The organism is Brevibacterium sp. UMB1308A (assembly GCF_030230605.1).
GTDB lineage: Bacteria > Actinomycetota > Actinomycetes > Actinomycetales > Brevibacteriaceae > Brevibacterium.
In genome coordinates this window covers 177,602-193,691 of the sequence record NZ_JASPDO010000001.1, presented here as the reverse complement: position 1 = coordinate 193,691, position 16,090 = coordinate 177,602, and the positions used below count along the sequence as shown (strand labels likewise).

Genomic DNA, 16,090 nt, shown 5'->3' with positions numbered 1-16,090 from the left:
CTTTGCGTGAGTAGTGCGCGTAATACGGGCGAGCGGGTCAGGGACGAACGGTGAAGGCAATGGGCGGTAGTGGCCAGTCATGGTTTAGATTTCCCGGTGCGTGAACTCTCCACCCACCATGGTGGCGCGCACCGGAATCTGCGCAATGGTGGATGGATCAACGGCAGTGGGGTCAGCATCTAAGAACACCAGGTCGGCAAGTTTGCCCGGCGTGACCGTGCCCTTGATGGCCCCGTGACCAGAAGCTTCCGCCGCTATCGAGGTGTACGCCTCAAGCGCCTGCTGTGGCGTGATGCATTCGTCTTCAGACCCAAACACGCCACCTGACCTGGTGCGACGGTCAACAAACGCCTGGATTCCGCGCATCACGTTTCCATCTGCACACGGCCGGTCTGAAGTACCCGGCACAAGAACGCCGGCGTCAAGGAAGGATTTGGCGCGGTAGAGCAAACGCACGCGCTCATCGCCCAGGGAGACGTTCATGGAGTCCCCGATGGCATCTGCAAACGCCGCCTGCGGGGTGACCGCGATGTTGTACTTCGCAAGGGTGGGGATGAGTTCGTCGGCAACCATGCCGGCGTGTTCGATCCGGTTGGGAATGCCCGAGGCGGGTGCCCCAAACTTGTCGACGGCCTCGGTGATGAAGCGGGTGGCTTCATTGCACGCCAGGTCGCCAATCGCGTGGACTGCCAGCGACCACCCGGATTGGTATGCGGTGAGGATCTGTTGCCGTAACACCTCGGGATCTTCTTGCAGGTAACCAGGGTGGTCCTTGCCGTGGTAGTTCTTGGTCAGTGCCGCGGTTTCCCCGCTCATCGCACCGTCCATGAACACTTTGGTGGGGCCAATGTTGACCCAGTCGTCACCAAAGCCAGTGACCACGCCGAGGTCGAGTCCAACACCGTAGTCGTCTGATGGGTGCGCGTTGATGGTGTGAAGTGCCTCGATCATGGGCATGAGTTGAGCGCGGGCGCGCAGTTGGCCTTCACGGCGGGCGCGCATGTACGCAGTGACTTCAACAGGGGAGTGCCCGATCCACCCGGCCGCGATACCGGCTTCGCCAAAGCTGGTGATGCCCTCCTTTGCGTACTGTGCGGTGGCCAGGTCAAGGGCTTTAACGATCGCGTCTTGGCTGTACGGGCGGATGAGGTCCTGGATGAGCGACTGGGCCGTCTCCTCAACCAAACCAGTGGGGTTGCCGTCGGCGTCACGAACAACTTTTCCACCTGCAGGCACCTGGAAGTCTGGGTCCAAAATCCCAGCCAACTCGAGCGCGCGCGTGTTGGCGATCGCGGCGTGACCTGAAGCCTTGCGCATAAAAAGCGGACGCCCGTTAGTGATCCGGTCCAGCACCTCACGGCTGGGGTATTCGTCGTTGTAGTCCTGCTGGGCGAACCCGGTTGCGTTAATCCATTCGCCTTCTGGTGTGTTCTGCGCGGCTTGTTCAACCCGCGCGTAGAGTTCGTCCATACTTCCCAGCTTTTCGACGTCCAGGCTGGCAAGTGTCAGGCCGTACCACGTGGTATGGCAGTGAACGTCGTTGAACCCGGGGGTGACACACGCGCCCTGCGCATCAATGGTTTCGTGGGCAGTCAGGCCTGCAATCTCGTCGTCAAGGCCCACAATTTTGCCGTCGTAAATCCCAACCGTTGTAGCCTGCGGGTGGCGCGGGTCCAGGGTCTTCACGGATGCGTTCGTGATCAGGGCGTCAAGTTTCATTTTTCACCTCTGGCGTCATTGCAAGTTGGTCAGAACCTAGCCTACGCTTTGAAACCTTCGACCGCGATCAACAGACGCGGGCCTATTTTTCTTTTTTCCCAAACCTCACCCAGTGCGGATACCTCCGGGCAATCAGCTGGACCGCTGTAAAGATCAACAGCAGCGAAAACGCGTAGTTTGACTGTTTGGGCGTAATGAACTCAGCCAACCAAATGCCCAGGGGCGACACCACCGAGGCGGTGATTCCCAAAATCGCGGCAGCCTTCAGATCCACGTTCTTGTTCCGGTAGTTCACGGTCGTGGCAGAAATTGAGCCCGGGATCATCATGAGCAAGGACGTTCCCTTGGCAACAAGGTCATTGGCCCCAAACAACAGCACGAGCACGGGCACCATGACGATACCGCCACCCACACCCAAAAGTGCCGAAAGAATCCCCACGATCACCCCGGTGATCACCAGGAGAATCCCCACAACAACCGTAATGTCGATGTGCGCATCACGTGTGGGAACCACTAGAAACAAGCTCGGAATGATGAGCAGAAGTGCTGTGAGGAACATCCAGAACAGAACAGACTCAGGCAAAATCTGCAGGAGTCGCCCACCCACTTGGGTTCCCACAATCATGCCCACGGCCAGCAAAATCGCTGCCAGCCAGTCAACTTGCCCCAGCGTCATATATCCAATAGCGCCCACGATCGCCGTGGGAAGAATCGCAATGACCGAGGTCCCTGCCGCCAGTTTTTGCTTCATGCCCAGTAACAGCAGAAGAGGCACAATAATGAAACCGCCACCCACCCCAAAGAGGCCGGACATCAAGCCGGTGAACGCGCCAATGAGCAGGAGGGAGATTGGTGACAGGCGGGGCGTTGTCGAATCAACCATGAGCGTCCTCCTAGCTATTGCGCTGACGAACTAACCATACTCCCGCACAAGAAGGCGTGTGGCCCCCGCCCATGTGGGCGAGGGCCACAACAGTCACACCAGTAGCATGCTCAGTCGTTGTCGATTTCCCCGTGGTCGGACACGCGAGCCAGGAACGACTTGGTGCGTTCGTGCTGGGGGTTGGCCAACACCTCGGACGGGGGACCTTGCTCAACCACAACCCCACCGTCCATGAAGACCACCTTGTCAGCGACCTCGCGCGCAAACTCCATTTCGTGCGTGACCACAACCATGGTCATACCTGCCGCGGCGAGTTCGCGCATCACGCGCAAAACGCCACCCACGGTTTCCGGGTCCAGCGCCGAGGTGGGTTCGTCAAAGAGGATCAGGTCAGGGTCCATGGAAAGGGACCTGGCAATCGCCACGCGCTGTTGCTGACCACCAGAAAGTTGGTCGGGGTGACGGTCCGCCAAGTGGTCCAGACGCACGTGCTTGAGGTTGCGCATGGCGACTTCTTTGGCCTTTGCCTGGTCGCGTTTGAGAACTTTCACCTGCCCAACCACACAGTTTTCAAGTGCTGTCATCTGCGGGAAGAGGTTGAAGCTTTGGAACACCATGCCCACGTGGCGACGCATCTTGTTGAGATCAGTTTCAGGGTCAGTGGCAACAAAACCGGCCACTTCGATGGTCCCCGAATTCGACGTTTCCAACACACTGATACAGCGCAACAGGGTGGACTTACCGGATCCTGACGGGCCAATCAGGCACACAACCTCGCCGGGCTTCACTTCAAGGTTGATGCCCTTGAGGACTTCAACGTTGCCGTAGCTCTTGTGGAGGTCAGTGATTTTGACGCCCTTGACGTGCTTGGTGTCAGCAACGTCAGTGGCGGCGGTGCTACCAGAGTTGTCAGGGTTGTGTGAGGCGTTGTTGCCCGAGGTGTTAGGGGCTGTGGAGTCTGCGTGAGTCATGCTTTCCTCTCCTTTGCCTGGCGTGATTCGAACTTCCGCGCAAGCCATCCCAGTGGGAGTGTGATCACCAGGTAGCAAGCACCGGCCACAACCAGCGGGGTCAGTCCGGCTGATGGGGCCGCAATAGCGTTCTTCCCGAACAGGGCAAGTTCGAACTGAACAGCGGACAAGCCCAACAGGTAGATCAGGGACGAGTCCTTGGTCATGATGATGATTTCGTTAGTCAGCGGAGGCAGAATAATACGCATGGCCTGCGGAACCACGATCGTGAACATGGCCCGTGAGTGGCTCATGCCCAGCGACCGGGCGGCCTCGTACTGGCCCTTTGGAACCGCCTGCAGACCAGCTCGCAGAGTTTCAGCAATATAGGCCGACTCCACAATTCCCAGGGCCAACATCACCGTGACGTATGTGTTGAGGTTGATCGAGAAAGCGGCCGGGATACCGAAGCCAAAGGCGATGAACACCAGAAGGGCGGGAACACCTCGGAAGAACTCAATGTAAGCGGTGGCAATCCACCGGTACGGTGCCACCGAGGAAATCTTCATGAGCGCCAGGATGTTCCCCAGGAGCATCGCGAAGACGAACCCAAGCGCCGTATAGATGATGGTGTTCTTCAGCGCTGTCGTAATAACGAGGGGGAACTGTTGCGCGATGATTTTGAGGTTGAAGAACTTGTCAACAATGTTTCCCCAGTCGATAAAGATTGCAAGGGCGAGCACGACCACGACGAGGATGCCGTACTGGATTCCCAGTGACATCTTGGCGCGCTGTTGCATTGTGAGGGCCATAGAAGCTCCTGAAAGTTGGGGGTGTTGCCCGGGCGGTTGCGACCGCACTCAGTGCGACCGCGCCACAGTTCTGTGACGCGGTCGCATGTCTAGTGTTTATTTGCTTGCTTTGGCTTCTTCTTGGTCAACGCGAGCGGCATCGGCGACCGGGCCAAACCATTCGTCGACCAGCTTGTCGTATGAACCGTCTTCGAACATGCCTTCAAGCATTCCGTTGAACTCGTCGAGCAGTTTGGAATTGCCCTTCTTCACAGCCGCTCCAACAACTTCACCAGTTTCGAAGTCCTGAACCAGGGTGAGTGAGTCGTCAGCCTGTGTAGCAGCGTAGATGGTGGAGACGTTGGCGATCGCAGCATCGATCTTGCGAGTCTGCATTGCCTGAGTGAGCAGACCGCCGGTTTCAAACTGGGTGGGGGAGATGCCCTTTTCCTTCGCGTACTTTTCACCGGTGGTAGCTGCCTGGGCGCCGACCTTCTTGTCCTTGACATCGTCGATTGACTTGTAGCCGGAGTCCTTGGCTGCCATGAGAGCCAGATTGTCCTTGAGGTACATCATGGAGAAGTCCATCTTGGTCTTCCGCTCATCCGTGATACCCATCCCGGAAAGCGCGATGTCGCACTGACCAGTGTCCAGCGACGAACCTGACTGAATGCCTTCAAACGGTGTGGTCTTCACGTCCAGTTCCACGCCCAGGCGCTCAGCAAGCTTCTTCGACAAGTCGATGTCGAACCCAACGGTTTCGTTCTGGTCATTGACGTACTCAAACGGCTCGTATGGGATGTCAGAACACAAAGTGAGCTTGCCTTCCTTGACAAGCTCGACTCCGCTTTCAGTGGTGCCACCGCCGCCACCACCGGAACATGCGGCCAGGGCCAGAGCGGACGACGCAACAACAGCGATCGTGGAAAAGAAGCGTTTCACAGGTCCTCCTGAAGTGAGGCGCTGCGTTCAACTGAACACCGCGCATTGTTGTATCTATGTTCTAGATCACAATGCAAAAAAGCATACAGTGCTCTGGCTCACATTTTGCGGTCGTTATGAAGTTTTTATGAAGTATGTGTCGTCAGTCTTCCAGGAGCACAACGTTGAGCGTGCGTGGCCCGTGCACACCTTTGACGCGTTCCAGCTCAATGTCCACGGTTGCTGAGGGGCCGGAAACCCACGTCTGCACTGCCGTGTCGAGTTTGCGCTCAATTAAGGTTTCGACTGCTTGGGGCACACTTTCGACAACGTCGGACAGCCTGACGACGACCACGTGGTGATCCGGAACCAGCGTGATTGCCCGGCGTCCAGTAGTAGCTCCAGCTAGGCAGATCGTGCCGGTGTCTGCAATCGAAACTGTTGAGCCAGTGACAACTGCATCAACCGTGTCCAACTGGTCCACACTGAGTGGCTCGTCTGCCGAATCCACGTGGAACTGCGCCTGTGAGGCGGCCGTCCAGTCTGACGGGAGGTCGTGCGGGATCACAACGCTGTGCGCGTCCCCTAAAAGCTCTGCCACTACCTTGCCAACCGTGTCCGGGGTGGCGTGCGTGACGGTTGCGTTGTAGTCCACCAGGCGGTCAGTGAGAAGGTCCACCAGCGCCGAGGTCGTCTGGGCTTTCAGCGGGTCTGTAGGGACCGCTGGTGGGAGTGTGGGAGAAGCTGGGGGTGCTACCTGTGGCGAGCGGCTAAGGGCGTCGTAGATGCGGTTGAGAATAAGATCGCGACTCATGCGTCACCTCGGTTTTTGCGCCACCATGAACGGAACGATTCGCGTGGAGGGGCGGGGATAGTGCGGGTGTGTGTCCATTTTCCTGCGATTCCGGGGAGGGACTTAAAGCCGTCACGGCCCAAAAGCGCAGCGAGTGGAAGCGCTGATTCGGCCGCACTCATGCGACGGCCGTCAGACATGACCCAGGACGCGACTTTCAGAGCCGCGTTGAGCTGGGACGGTGAGGAGTTCTTTTCAGAATCCTGTGCGCGCAAACGAACAAGCATTTCAGGGATGTTGATCTTGACGGGGCACGCGTCGTAGCACGCGCCACACAGACTGGACGCATAAGGCAGGGAACCGTTTTCGCCTTCTTCTACGCCAGTGAGCAATGGGGACAAGATCGCGCCAATGGGGCCGGGGTACACCGATCCGTACGCGTGGCCACCCGTACGTTCATACACGGGGCACACGTTCATGCACGCTGAACAGCGAATGCAGTGCAGTGCCTGTTTGCCGTGCTCATCGGCTAACGCCCGGGTGCGACCATTGTCTAGGAGCACCACGTGGAAGTTCTGTGGCCCGTCACCTTCCGTGACACCTGTCCACAATGAGGAGTACGGGTTCATGCGCTCGCCGGTAGAGGACCGGGGGAGGAGCTGCATAAAGGTTCCCAGGTCAGAAAAGCGAGGCAGGATCTTCTCGATTCCCATGACAGAAATGAGAGTTTCGGGCAAGGTCACGCACATGCGACCGTTGCCTTCGGATTCGATGATCGACAGTGTTCCTGTTTCCGCGATACCAAAGTTGGCCCCGGAAACTGCGACCTTGGTGCTGAGGAACTTCTTTCGCAGGTGGACGCGTGCTGCGCGAGTGAGATCAGTGGGGTCGTTGGTCAGGCTTTCGTCTGCTGACTCCATGCCGCGAATGAAAATGTCGCGGATCTCGTTGCGGTTGCGGTGAATGGCTGGAACCAGAATGTGGCTGGGGCGGTCATTGCCCAACTGCACAATCAGTTCTGCGAGGTCAGTTTCAATCGCGTCAATGCCACGGGCCTCAAGGTGTTCGTTCAGCCCGATTTCTTGCGTGGCCATGGATTTCACCTTGATGACTTCACGCCTGCCAGACGGAAGCACAGGGGCATGTTCGCGGGCAAGTTTTTCAACAATGGCGTTGGCTTCGCCTGCGTCAGCTGCCCAGTGGACGTGACCGCCGCGCTGTTTCACCGCTTCCTCAAACTGCATGAGCAGTTCCGGCAGGTGCTCCATGACATACGCTTTAACGTCATGACCAGTAGTTCGCAGGTCCTCCCAGTGAGGCATTTCTGCGACCCGCTGAGCCCGCTTGGTGCGGATCGTGGTGGTGGCCTTGGACAGGTTCGACCGAAGCTGGACGTTATTCATTTCGTGTTCGGCCAGCGTGGGGAACGGAGTTTCCTCCACAATGTTTCCCGTGCCGGGGACGGCTCGCGCTAGTCGCGGGTTGGTGGTTCGACGGCGCGGAATTCCCAAAAACGTGGTCATCGGACTGATCCTCCCGTCAGAGTGAGGGGCCGTTCTTTTGTGGATGCCAAAATACGAGCCAAGTGAACAGTAGGCGGAATGTGCGTATCCTGCGGTTTCAGTTCACGCGTACGGGATAGGCCACCGCCGATGTGCATGAGGCAACTGGCGTCACCGCCGGTACACACGTCAGCGCCAGTGTTGATGAGCGCATCGACCTTGTCGCCGAGCATCGCAGAACTGACTTGAGGATTCTTCACTGAAAAAGTTCCACCAAAACCACAGCACGTATCTTCATGAGTTGGCGAAATGACGGTGGTGCCCTCAACCGTTTCCAAGAGCTTCTTCTGACGGTCGCCCAGTCGCAAAAGTCGCATTCCGTGACACGACGGGTGGTACGCGACAGTGTGGGGGAAATAGCTTCCCAGCTGTTCGGCTGCGTTGTCGATCTTGGCGATATCGGTCAAAAACTGGGCCAGCTCAAACGTGCGGGAGGCAACCTGAGCGGCGCGCTCCTCAAGATCGTGGTCCCCAATGTGCTGTGCGATCATGCCGTGCTGGTGAGACAAAGACGCAACGCATGAACCTGATGGAGCTACTGCGTAGTCAAAATTCGCGTCCTCAAAAGCGTTGACGTGATTGCGTACAACGGGGGCGGCCTGGTCAAATTTTCCCGAGTTGATATGCATTTGACCACAACACGCCTGCCCCTGAGGGAACGTCACAGTGTGGCCCAAACGCTCCAAAATTTCGACGGTGTCGCGCGCGACTTCGGGGTACATCGCGTCGACAATACACGTGGCAAACAGTGCAATACGCATGAGTCCACTTTATACGTTGAACGCCCAGTTCCCTTGCGGTTAGCGAAGCTTTCTCGTTTTCTTTTAGCTGTGCGCTCACTGTGTGAGAAGATCGTTCGCGGAGGTAACGGTGGCAGAATCAGCGGTACAAAAAGAAGCCGAAAAACTCAATCTCAAACACTCGTGGGCAGAAGACCTCATGGGGCTCATCACGGGGTGCTTCGTTGCATCCTTGGGTCTTTTCTTCTTGAAAACCGCGGGTGCCGTGACAGGCGGGACAGCAGGGTTGTCCCTCCTTGTCAGCTACCTTGTTCCGCTTCCTGTCGCCTGGCTTTTTCCGCTGGTCAACGTTCCTTTCTTTATCTTGGCCATTTGGAAAAAGGGGTGGAGCTTCACAATCCGCACCATCCTGTGCGTCGTGGCCGTGGGCGTCCTTACCGACTTCCACCTGTTGATGATGAACGTGCACGTCCACCCCGTTTACGGTGTCATCTGCGGAAACCTTCTGGCAGGAGTGGGGCTGTTGATCCTGTTTAGGCACAAAGCCAGCTTGGGTGGTGTCAACATCTTGGCGCTCATCGTGCAAGAACGTGCAGGCATCAGCGCCGGCTACTTCCAAATGTCCTTTGACGTTCTCATCGTTTTGGCGTCGCTTTTTGTCACACCCTGGTACATCGTTTTACTTTCAGCCGGAGGTGCCGTCATCCTCAACCTGGTCCTGGCGTTTAACCACCGGCCAGGGCGCTACATGGGTTATTGAACTACGTCAGCATGAGAAGCGGCAGCGTGAACAACGCTGCAACACAGGACGCCGCGGGAATCCCTAAAATCCAGGCCGCTAAAACCTTCATCAACGGGCGGAGACGAATATCCTGGCGTCTCCGGGCAGTCCCTAAGTTAGAAGCGACAACCACAAAACTCATCGACGCTGGCAAGCGAAAAACAAACGCCGCCAAACTTAGAAAAACTGTTGAAGTGGTGTTCGAAATGACCGAGGTGACCGGGTCCAGCCGCACCATTGAAACCGAGACCGTGCGAGCTACCCTCCAACCAGAGAACCACGTGCCCGCGGCCAAAGCCACAGCCGTTAACACGATAAGGATCCACGGACGGCCATCCATAACGACCTCGGCGCCGGGATGCACACCCGACACCCACACAAGCCCCATAACAGCGCCAATCTTCTGAGCATCCTGCGACCCGTGAGCCAACGACAAGCCAGCCACCATGACACTGTTGACCTGACGGCAACGCTTAAACAGAGGCTTGGGCGGATAACTCGCCACCACGCGAAAGACCACGCGCGTGAGCACGATCGAAACGAAAAGCGCCAAAAACGGCATGATGAAGATCGAAATGATGGTTTCATCGAACATGATGGAAGGCCGGTCTTCCCACCCGACCACCAGCCACGCGCCAACCAAACCACCCATCAGGACGTGCGTGGACGCGATCGGAACGGCCATGAAATACGTCACCACGTTCACTAACAGTGCGCCGGCAATTCCGCCACCTAACACCGCTAAAAGTTGGTTGCTGGAATGAGGGAAACTCGCGACCTCGGTGGCAACAACCGTGGCGATTCCCTGCCCTAAGAGAGCTCCTACAAAGTTAAAACCCGTGGCCAGGGCGAGGGCAACCCGTGGGCTCAAACCGTGCGTGGCCACGATATTGCCCACCGTGATACCGGCGTCGTGAAAACCGTTAAAAAACGCGAACGCGAGGCCCAAGAGCAGAACACACAGAGTTGCTAGTTCCACGGGACCTCACTTGCGGACGGGTTTGACAGGCTGGGTGTGCTCATGGGAGCCGTCAAGATTCGTCCAATGCGATTTCTGCGACCACCGCAGCGACGGACTGATAGCCGTCGGAGGCGCGAATAAACGCCGCGCCTAGCGAAGTGGCGGCGGCCAAGAATGTCAGGCCCATGCGCGCACCCGGTACAACGTCCGTCACCTGCTGTTGCAGAGTGACCGCGCGCAGGTGCAGTGTTTCGATGGTGTCGACGTACTCCCACTGATCGGGTTTGGCACGCAGGCGTTGGGTCATGCGCAATGTGTTGTCAGCCTGGTTGGACAGCAGGGCCAGCATTTCAAGCACGCCCACGGGCAGTTCGTCGAAAGCCGAAGACGTCATAGCGAAACCAACCGCGTCCTGCCGGTGAACAACGTCACGCATCGCCTCAGACAGGCGATAAATGAGGCGCCGGTCAAAGCGCGTCAGGTAGTTTTCGCGGAGCTGACGTTTAATGGCTCCGGCGTGATCGTCAGCAGCCTGAGTGATTTCATGAATCCGGCTTAAGGCCTCGCGACGCTTACCCACAGGGATGCCCGAAAGCTCAGCCAGCACCAGATTTCCGTCGCGTACCGTGACCGCTATCTTGTGTAGCAGTTCGTAAATAGCATCATCATTTGATAAACGACGAAGACTCATAGCGACCTCTGGTTCAAACCGATATGACGGATGCCGATCCGAGAGCGCCTCTCGGCGGAAGGCCGCTCGTAGCGGCAAATGTTGGAGCCCGGGGCTTCAGCGGATCGGCATCCGCGACCATTGTAACGAACGTGGGGTGCGGGTGTGGTTTTGGTGGGGTTGGGCAGGCAGTACCCGTTACGTCAGGTTTCCCTCACGGTACAGGCGCCCGGCTGCACGCAGGTCCTCACCCATCCGGTGGAACTCGGCAAGTCCGGGGCTGTCCTCGGTGGCACGACCTCGGGCAGCGACAAAAACAAACGCGGCAGCCCGGTCACACGCGTGGGCAAAATCACCGCGGAATGCACCAGAGAGGATCTCCCGGGCCATGGACTCAACCTCACGCGGACCCGGCGGGTCAGCGACACCGGCGACGACCTCGGAGGGGGACGTTGACCGGCCAGCTGAAAACCAGCCTGACGCTTCATCTGGCCGGCGCGTAATCCAACTGTGCAACGCGTACAGGCGATACAACGCGCCCGGCAGTGACACCGCGGGGGCGCTACTCCACAGCTCGGCGAGCGTTTCCAACCCGAACTCCTGCTCTAACGCGATGAAGCGTTCAGTGGCGGCTTGATCGCGGGGCACGGACGGGTCGTGGATGAGTAGATGGGCGAGGTCGTGCGCGGCTTCGGCCTTCTGGGCAGGGCCCGGGGCCTCAGAGTATCCGTCAAGGTCCGGGCGCATGACTGGCTTGTGAAAATCTCCCACGTGCCCAGTGTAGGACGTGGCTGGTGTGGCTTTGGGCGGGTGCGGAATAAAAGTGAAAGTGCGCGTGTTTTGTCATGGTTGCCTCAATTGGTGACCTGGATGTTCAGGACACATTCACCAACGATCCGTAAGCTTCTTAACGAACACGCATTCGCGGGAAGGAATGGAATGGCAAACTCGCGCGTCACTCACGGTGCAGGCAAGCTCGCCGACAAACTCGTTCAAAAGGATGGAACGGTCAACCCCATGGCCGCCAAAGCCATCAGCAAGTTGTTAAGCGTTCAGCGCCCAATTGTTTTGGCCTACGTCCGAAGCGTCCGTCGCCGTCACCCACACGCAACCCCCGCTCAGATGGCCGACATTTTGGCTGACCACTACAAGAACCTGGTGACAGGTGGGGGTGCCGCAACAGGTGCAACTGCTGTGATCCCGGGGCTGGGAACAGGGGCGGCACTAGGTGTCGCGGCTATTGAAACGGGCGCGTTTTTGGAAGGCTCCGCGCTGTATGCCCAGTCGATTGCGGAGATCCACAACCTGCCGGTGGAGGATCCAGCTCGCGCGAATGCGCTGATTATGGGCCTCATGCTGGGGAACGACGGCAAGGACATGGTCAAGAAGGTCGCAGCTCAAGCGCAGGGTGAAGACGTGCCTCGCCGTGACGCGGCTTGGGGTGCCATGATCACCAAGCAGATTCCTACGCAGATGGTGGACATGCTTACTAAGCAGATGCGTAAGGCGATGTTTAAGCGGTATGCACGGAGGTCTGCTGGATCGCTGATTGGGCGGATTCTGCCGTTTGGAATTGGTGCCGTGGTGGGGGCTGCGGTTAACCGGAAGATGGCGAAGATCGTGATTGAAAACGCCCAGCATGCGTTTGGGCCTGCGCCAGCTGTTTTTGAACCTGAATTGGAGCCAAAAGTGAGCACTCAAAAACGTGACACTGACATCATGGGTGGCTTGAAGCAACTGTTGAAGGCCACCAAGAAGAAACGTCGTGGCGGTAGCGACTATGTTATTGAAGGTGAAGTTGTGGAACGGTCTGCTTCTTCGTCTTCGTCTGATGACGAACCGCAGGTGCACGCTGACACTCCGCGCACGTACCGCCCGGACGCTCGGTTGTAGTCACCGTGGTTGATAAGCCGTTGGTGCGCGCCCGCCTGGTGGCGCAGGGCATGTGCCCTGTGCCGGGCGGGCGTTCGGCGTTTGCAAGTCCCGAGGCGGTAGCGGCTGAGCTCGGTGCCCTCCAGGGGCAGGATTTGCCGGGGGCTTTGTCCTCAGTTGCGTTGCGCGTGATGCATGCCGAGCCTGGCGCTGGGGCGAGCGTTGCGCTTGAGCGGACGCGCGAAGCGTTTGCTCGCGGCCAGTTGGTGCGCGGCTACCCCATGCGGGGGACAGTCTTCGTGACCTCCGCTGAGGATTTGTGGTGGATGACCGAGCTGTGCGCGGGACCAGCTGTGAAGCAGGCACGGAAGAACAGTCCGCGCCTAGGGATTGACGACGAGCACTTTTTTGTGGCGCGAGACGTTCTAGAACGTTTGTGCGTGGGGCGTGAGGGTGCGACGCGCGCACAAGTTTTTGAGGCGTGGGCGGCTGCGGGCGTGCCTACGGAGGGCGGCTGTTCGTATCACTTGCTCAAACATTTTTTGTCAACGATGGTTGTCACGTACGGGCCGTTGACCGAGGACAGTCCGGTGGAGAATCGCGTGGTTTTGTCGCGTGAGTGGTTGCCGCAGAGCAGTCAATTGGCGGTTGCGTTTAATGACGACCGGCAGGCTGCGACGGCCGAGCTTCTGCGTCGGTATGTGTTGTCGCGTGGGCCGGTGACATTGCGCGATTTTCAGTGGTGGACCAAGCTCCCGTTGACGCTGATCCGTGCGGCTGCGCGGGATATTGAGTCGTTCGTTGAGGAGTGGGGGACTGACGAATTGGGGGAGGCGCTTGTGTGTGCTCCGGGCCTTCCCGAGGTGGTTGCCCAGGTGGGGCGCGTGGCAGACCGTCCACAGCTGTTGCCACCGTTTGACGAAATGATCTTGGGGTATCCCGATCGCACGTACATCGTTCCGACTGAACACCACGCAACATTGGTGCCTGGAAATAACGGTGTTTTCCGGTCAGCAGTTGTGGCTGGAAGCCAGGTGGTTGGTTATTGGCGTCGCAAGGGGCAGAAGAGCAAACGGTCGTTGGTGCTTGAACCTTTTGGAGTCATGTCTGAGGCGCGTAAGAACAAGGCGCGTGTACTTTTTGAGCAGTTTCCGCACACGACCACGTAATCAATCGAAAGGTTGATGCCCGGTTCAACCGATTGGGCGCTGTTTATGGGGCCGGTTTCTGGCTGAATAGAGATAACGGAAATTATCTCTAGTGAGTGGGGGAGAAAATGAGGAAGTTGTATTACGCGGCTCTGACGTACTTAATTCTTGGACTGGCTTCCGGGGTGTTTTATCGCGAATACACCAAGATTGTTGGGTTTGAGCAGGGACAGTACACCCAGTTGAGCACTTTGCACACCCACCTGTTGATGTTGGGTTTCTTTGCGATGCTGATTGTTCTGCTGTTGGACAAGGCGTTTGATCTTTCATCTACGACGTCGTTTTCTGCTTTCTTCTGGACGTACAACGCGGGCATGGCAGTGACGATCACCATGATGGTGGTGCACGGCATCATGGCTGTGGGCGGTTCAAGCAGTAACGGCATGACGGCTGGAATCGCGGGGCTGGGCCACATCTTGCTGACGTTCGGTCTGGTGAGCTTGATGATGTCTCTGGGTGGTCGCGTGAAGGAAGTTACGGCCCGTAAGTAGGCAGGTTTTGTGTGATGGTGAATCACGCTGTTGTTCGCCCGGTGGTGCTGGTTCAGTGCCACCGGGTGAACGTTTTGGTGGGGGTTTGGCAAGAGTTTTGGCGATTTTTGGCAAGGAGAGGCAAAACCCGTACACTATAGGAGCGTTTAAAACGCGTGGGCCTCTAGCTCAGTTGGTAGAGCAACGGACTTTTAATCCGTGGGTCGTGGGTTCGATCCCCACGGGGCCCACTTTGTGATCAGTCGGGACATCGTTGACATTGTCAGTCGCGACATGGTTGACACTTTACGCCGCAGGGTTAGAGCAGTGTTCTAGCTTTGTGGCGTTTGTGTTTGGGTGGGGCGGGTGTTCTTGATCAGGTTGGGTTGGTAACGACGGCCTGTGTCGATGTTGTGTTCGGCGATGATTTCTCCGGTTTCTGTGTTGGTTGTTAGTGCGTGAGTGCCGGTGATGACGGTGAGTGTGCGTGTTCCTGTGTGGGCGCGGCCGATGCCGAGGTATCTCATTTGTCCGGCGAATCGAAGTGTGATGCGGCCTGCTTTGTCGACTTTGTCGTTGCGTACTCGGTTGTCTTCGGTGACGAGGGGCTGGGGTGATGCTTTGGGTAGGGCTTCGTAGGCTTGTTGTGGGGTGCGGCGTCCTAGTGCTCGGTGGGGGCGTTCGGTGTTGTACCAGTGGCGGAATGTGTCGAGTTGTTGTTGCAGTTCAGGGATGGTTTCTGCGGGGGTTTGTGCGCGGATCCATTTTTTGAGGGTTTGGTGGAAGCGTTCTATTTTTCCTTGGGTTTGTGGGTGGGCGACTCGACCGTTTTTCTGTTTGATGCTGTGGTGTTCAAGGAATTTTTCGAAGGCGGTTTTTCCTCCTTTGGCGCCTGCTAGCCGCGCGGTGAATATGAGGCCGTTGTCGGTGAGGGTGGATTGGGGTAGGCCGTAGGTATCGGTGATGGTGTGCATGGCGGTGGCGACGGTGGGTCCGTACACCCTGGGGTGGGCGACGAGGTAGAGCAGGTAGCGGGAGTGGTCGTCGATGAAGTCGAGGACGTCGATGGCTTTGCCGTTGCGGAGTCGGATGTAGGTGACATCGGCTTGCCAGCATTCGTTTGGCAAGGTCGCTTCGAAGCGTCGTAGGGATGCTTTAGGTCGTTTGGCTGGTTGTGGGGTGACCATTCCTTGTTGAGTCAGGATGCGGCGGATGGTGGATTCGGCGGGGGCGTGGAGTCCGCGTTGGGTGAGGGCCCAGGCGATTGTTTCTGGGCCGTTGTCTGCGCCTTTGGCGGTGAGTTCTCGGCGGATTGCGATGATGTTTTTGATGGTCGTGTCAGTGGTTTTGTTGGGTGTGGATCGGGGTGCGGTGGATTGTGGTAGTACCGCTTCGGGTCCTCCGGCGTGGTAGCGCTTGAGGAGGGTGTAGATCCATTGTCGGGAGCGGTTGAAGTGGCGGGCTGCTTGACTGATGCTCATGTGTTGTTCGGTCACGGCTTTGACGATTGCGAGGTTGGGGTTGTTGTAGCTCATGGCTCATTGTCGCTGGCCGCGTGTGTCAACGATGTCGCGACTGATGTGTCAACTATCACCACTGGTACGGGGGTGAGGTGGAAGTGTCAACGATGTCCTGACTGATGTGTCAACTGTCTTGGACAAAACCGCAGGGTGGAAGTGTCAACTAAGTCCTGACCCAGGACAACGCCGGGGGCGCACCAGAAAACAAACACAAAAGTGGCCCCCGCAACTGAATGCCGGGGCCGCTTT

16 protein-coding genes and 1 tRNA gene are annotated in these 16,090 nt (G+C 57.7%); 5 read left to right on the top strand and 12 right to left on the bottom strand.

Features of this window, described 5'->3' with window-relative positions:
* Nucleotides 1–84: 84 nt before the first annotated feature.
* From QP868_RS00915 to QP868_RS00880, 8 genes are all read right to left on the bottom strand, one after another.
* Nucleotides 85–1,719, bottom strand: coding sequence for an amidohydrolase (locus tag QP868_RS00915; RefSeq protein ID WP_284924622.1), 1,635 nt, complete (start codon nt 1,717–1,719; stop codon nt 85–87).
* Nucleotides 1,720–1,801: 82 nt separating this feature from the next.
* Entirely contained in the window at nt 1,802–2,602 is an 801-nt protein-coding gene (locus QP868_RS00910; RefSeq protein WP_284924620.1) for a sulfite exporter TauE/SafE family protein, read from the bottom strand.
* Nucleotides 2,603–2,712: 110 nt separating this feature from the next.
* Nucleotides 2,713–3,573, bottom strand: a complete 861-nt coding sequence (locus tag QP868_RS00905) for an amino acid ABC transporter ATP-binding protein (RefSeq protein WP_284924619.1) — start codon at nt 3,571–3,573, stop codon at nt 2,713–2,715.
* The gene (locus tag QP868_RS00900) at nt 3,570–4,364 is read right to left on the bottom strand and encodes an amino acid ABC transporter permease (protein ID WP_284924618.1); all 795 of its coding nucleotides are present in this window, start codon (nt 4,362–4,364) and stop codon (nt 3,570–3,572) included. The genes QP868_RS00905 and QP868_RS00900 overlap by 4 nt, the downstream gene beginning before the upstream one ends.
* A gap of 96 nt (nt 4,365–4,460) precedes the next feature.
* Nucleotides 4,461–5,285 (bottom strand): transporter substrate-binding domain-containing protein, encoded by an 825-nt coding sequence (locus QP868_RS00895; protein WP_284924617.1) that lies wholly within the window; start codon nt 5,283–5,285, stop codon nt 4,461–4,463.
* Between the two features lie 142 nt (nt 5,286–5,427).
* A complete protein-coding gene (locus QP868_RS00890) occupies nt 5,428–6,078 on the bottom strand; it encodes a LutC/YkgG family protein (protein ID WP_284924616.1) in 651 nt (216 codons plus the stop codon).
* Complete coding sequence (locus tag QP868_RS00885; RefSeq protein ID WP_284924615.1) at nt 6,075–7,580, bottom strand: LutB/LldF family L-lactate oxidation iron-sulfur protein; 1,506 nt, start codon at nt 7,578–7,580, stop codon at nt 6,075–6,077. The genes QP868_RS00890 and QP868_RS00885 overlap by 4 nt, the downstream gene beginning before the upstream one ends.
* A complete protein-coding gene (locus QP868_RS00880; protein ID WP_284924614.1) occupies nt 7,577–8,380 on the bottom strand; it encodes a (Fe-S)-binding protein in 804 nt (267 codons plus the stop codon). Before QP868_RS00880 ends, QP868_RS00885 begins: the two co-directional genes overlap by 4 nt.
* Nucleotides 8,381–8,462: 82 nt before the next feature.
* Here QP868_RS00880 and QP868_RS00875 point away from each other — a divergent pair, with 82 nt between their 5' ends.
* Nucleotides 8,463–9,119, top strand: coding sequence for a YitT family protein (locus QP868_RS00875; RefSeq protein ID WP_005884130.1), 657 nt, complete (start codon nt 8,463–8,465; stop codon nt 9,117–9,119).
* Between the two features lies 1 nt (nt 9,120).
* Here the strand turns inward: QP868_RS00875 and QP868_RS00870 are convergent, their stop codons facing one another.
* From QP868_RS00870 to QP868_RS00860, 3 genes are all read right to left on the bottom strand, one after another.
* Complete coding sequence (locus QP868_RS00870; RefSeq protein ID WP_284924613.1) at nt 9,121–10,119, bottom strand: inorganic phosphate transporter; 999 nt, start codon at nt 10,117–10,119, stop codon at nt 9,121–9,123.
* A gap of 52 nt (nt 10,120–10,171) precedes the next feature.
* Complete coding sequence (locus tag QP868_RS00865; protein ID WP_005884126.1) at nt 10,172–10,792, bottom strand: hypothetical protein; 621 nt, start codon at nt 10,790–10,792, stop codon at nt 10,172–10,174.
* Between the two features lie 177 nt (nt 10,793–10,969).
* Nucleotides 10,970–11,542, bottom strand: a complete 573-nt coding sequence (locus tag QP868_RS00860) for a hypothetical protein (protein ID WP_284924612.1) — start codon at nt 11,540–11,542, stop codon at nt 10,970–10,972.
* A gap of 168 nt (nt 11,543–11,710) precedes the next feature.
* Between QP868_RS00860 and QP868_RS00855 the strand changes: the two genes are divergently transcribed.
* From QP868_RS00855 to QP868_RS00840, 4 genes are all read left to right on the top strand, one after another.
* Complete coding sequence (locus QP868_RS00855) at nt 11,711–12,664, top strand: hypothetical protein (protein WP_284924611.1); 954 nt, start codon at nt 11,711–11,713, stop codon at nt 12,662–12,664.
* A gap of 5 nt (nt 12,665–12,669) precedes the next feature.
* Nucleotides 12,670–13,812 (top strand): winged helix DNA-binding domain-containing protein, encoded by a 1,143-nt coding sequence (locus QP868_RS00850; RefSeq protein ID WP_284924610.1) that lies wholly within the window; start codon nt 12,670–12,672, stop codon nt 13,810–13,812.
* Nucleotides 13,813–13,919: 107 nt separating this feature from the next.
* Nucleotides 13,920–14,342 carry a DUF2871 domain-containing protein gene (locus QP868_RS00845; protein WP_284924609.1) on the top strand — a complete coding sequence of 141 codons (423 nt, stop codon included), beginning with the start codon at nt 13,920–13,922 and terminating at the stop codon, nt 14,340–14,342.
* A gap of 157 nt (nt 14,343–14,499) precedes the next feature.
* A tRNA-Lys gene (locus QP868_RS00840) sits at nt 14,500–14,572 on the top strand.
* Nucleotides 14,573–14,653: 81 nt separating this feature from the next.
* Here QP868_RS00840 and QP868_RS00835 read toward each other — a convergent pair.
* Nucleotides 14,654–15,856: an IS481 family transposase gene (locus tag QP868_RS00835; protein WP_284924608.1), complete on the bottom strand. Its 1,203-nt coding sequence runs from the start codon at nt 15,854–15,856 to the stop codon at nt 14,654–14,656.
* Between the last annotated feature and the right edge of the window lie 234 nt (nt 15,857–16,090).

What these genes read in the sequence shown, in the direction of transcription:
- QP868_RS00915 (WP_284924622.1), bottom strand. Translation starts at nt 1,719, where the DNA reads ATGAAACTTGACGCCCTGATCACGAACGCATCCGTGAAGACCCTGGAC.
- QP868_RS00910 (WP_284924620.1), bottom strand. Translation starts at nt 2,602, where the DNA reads ATGGTTGATTCGACAACGCCCCGCCTGTCACCAATCTCCCTCCTGCTC.
- QP868_RS00905 (WP_284924619.1), bottom strand. Translation starts at nt 3,573, where the DNA reads ATGACTCACGCAGACTCCACAGCCCCTAACACCTCGGGCAACAACGCC.
- QP868_RS00900 (WP_284924618.1), bottom strand. Translation starts at nt 4,364, where the DNA reads ATGGCCCTCACAATGCAACAGCGCGCCAAGATGTCACTGGGAATCCAG.
- QP868_RS00890 (WP_284924616.1), bottom strand. Translation starts at nt 6,078, where the DNA reads ATGAGTCGCGATCTTATTCTCAACCGCATCTACGACGCCCTTAGCCGC.
- QP868_RS00885 (WP_284924615.1), bottom strand. Translation starts at nt 7,580, where the DNA reads ATGACCACGTTTTTGGGAATTCCGCGCCGTCGAACCACCAACCCGCGA.
- QP868_RS00880 (WP_284924614.1), bottom strand. Translation starts at nt 8,380, where the DNA reads ATGCGTATTGCACTGTTTGCCACGTGTATTGTCGACGCGATGTACCCC.
- QP868_RS00865 (WP_005884126.1), bottom strand. Translation starts at nt 10,792, where the DNA reads ATGAGTCTTCGTCGTTTATCAAATGATGATGCTATTTACGAACTGCTA.
- QP868_RS00855 (WP_284924611.1), top strand. Translation starts at nt 11,711, where the DNA reads ATGGCAAACTCGCGCGTCACTCACGGTGCAGGCAAGCTCGCCGACAAA.
- QP868_RS00845 (WP_284924609.1), top strand. Translation starts at nt 13,920, where the DNA reads ATGAGGAAGTTGTATTACGCGGCTCTGACGTACTTAATTCTTGGACTG.
- QP868_RS00835 (WP_284924608.1), bottom strand. Translation starts at nt 15,856, where the DNA reads ATGAGCTACAACAACCCCAACCTCGCAATCGTCAAAGCCGTGACCGAA.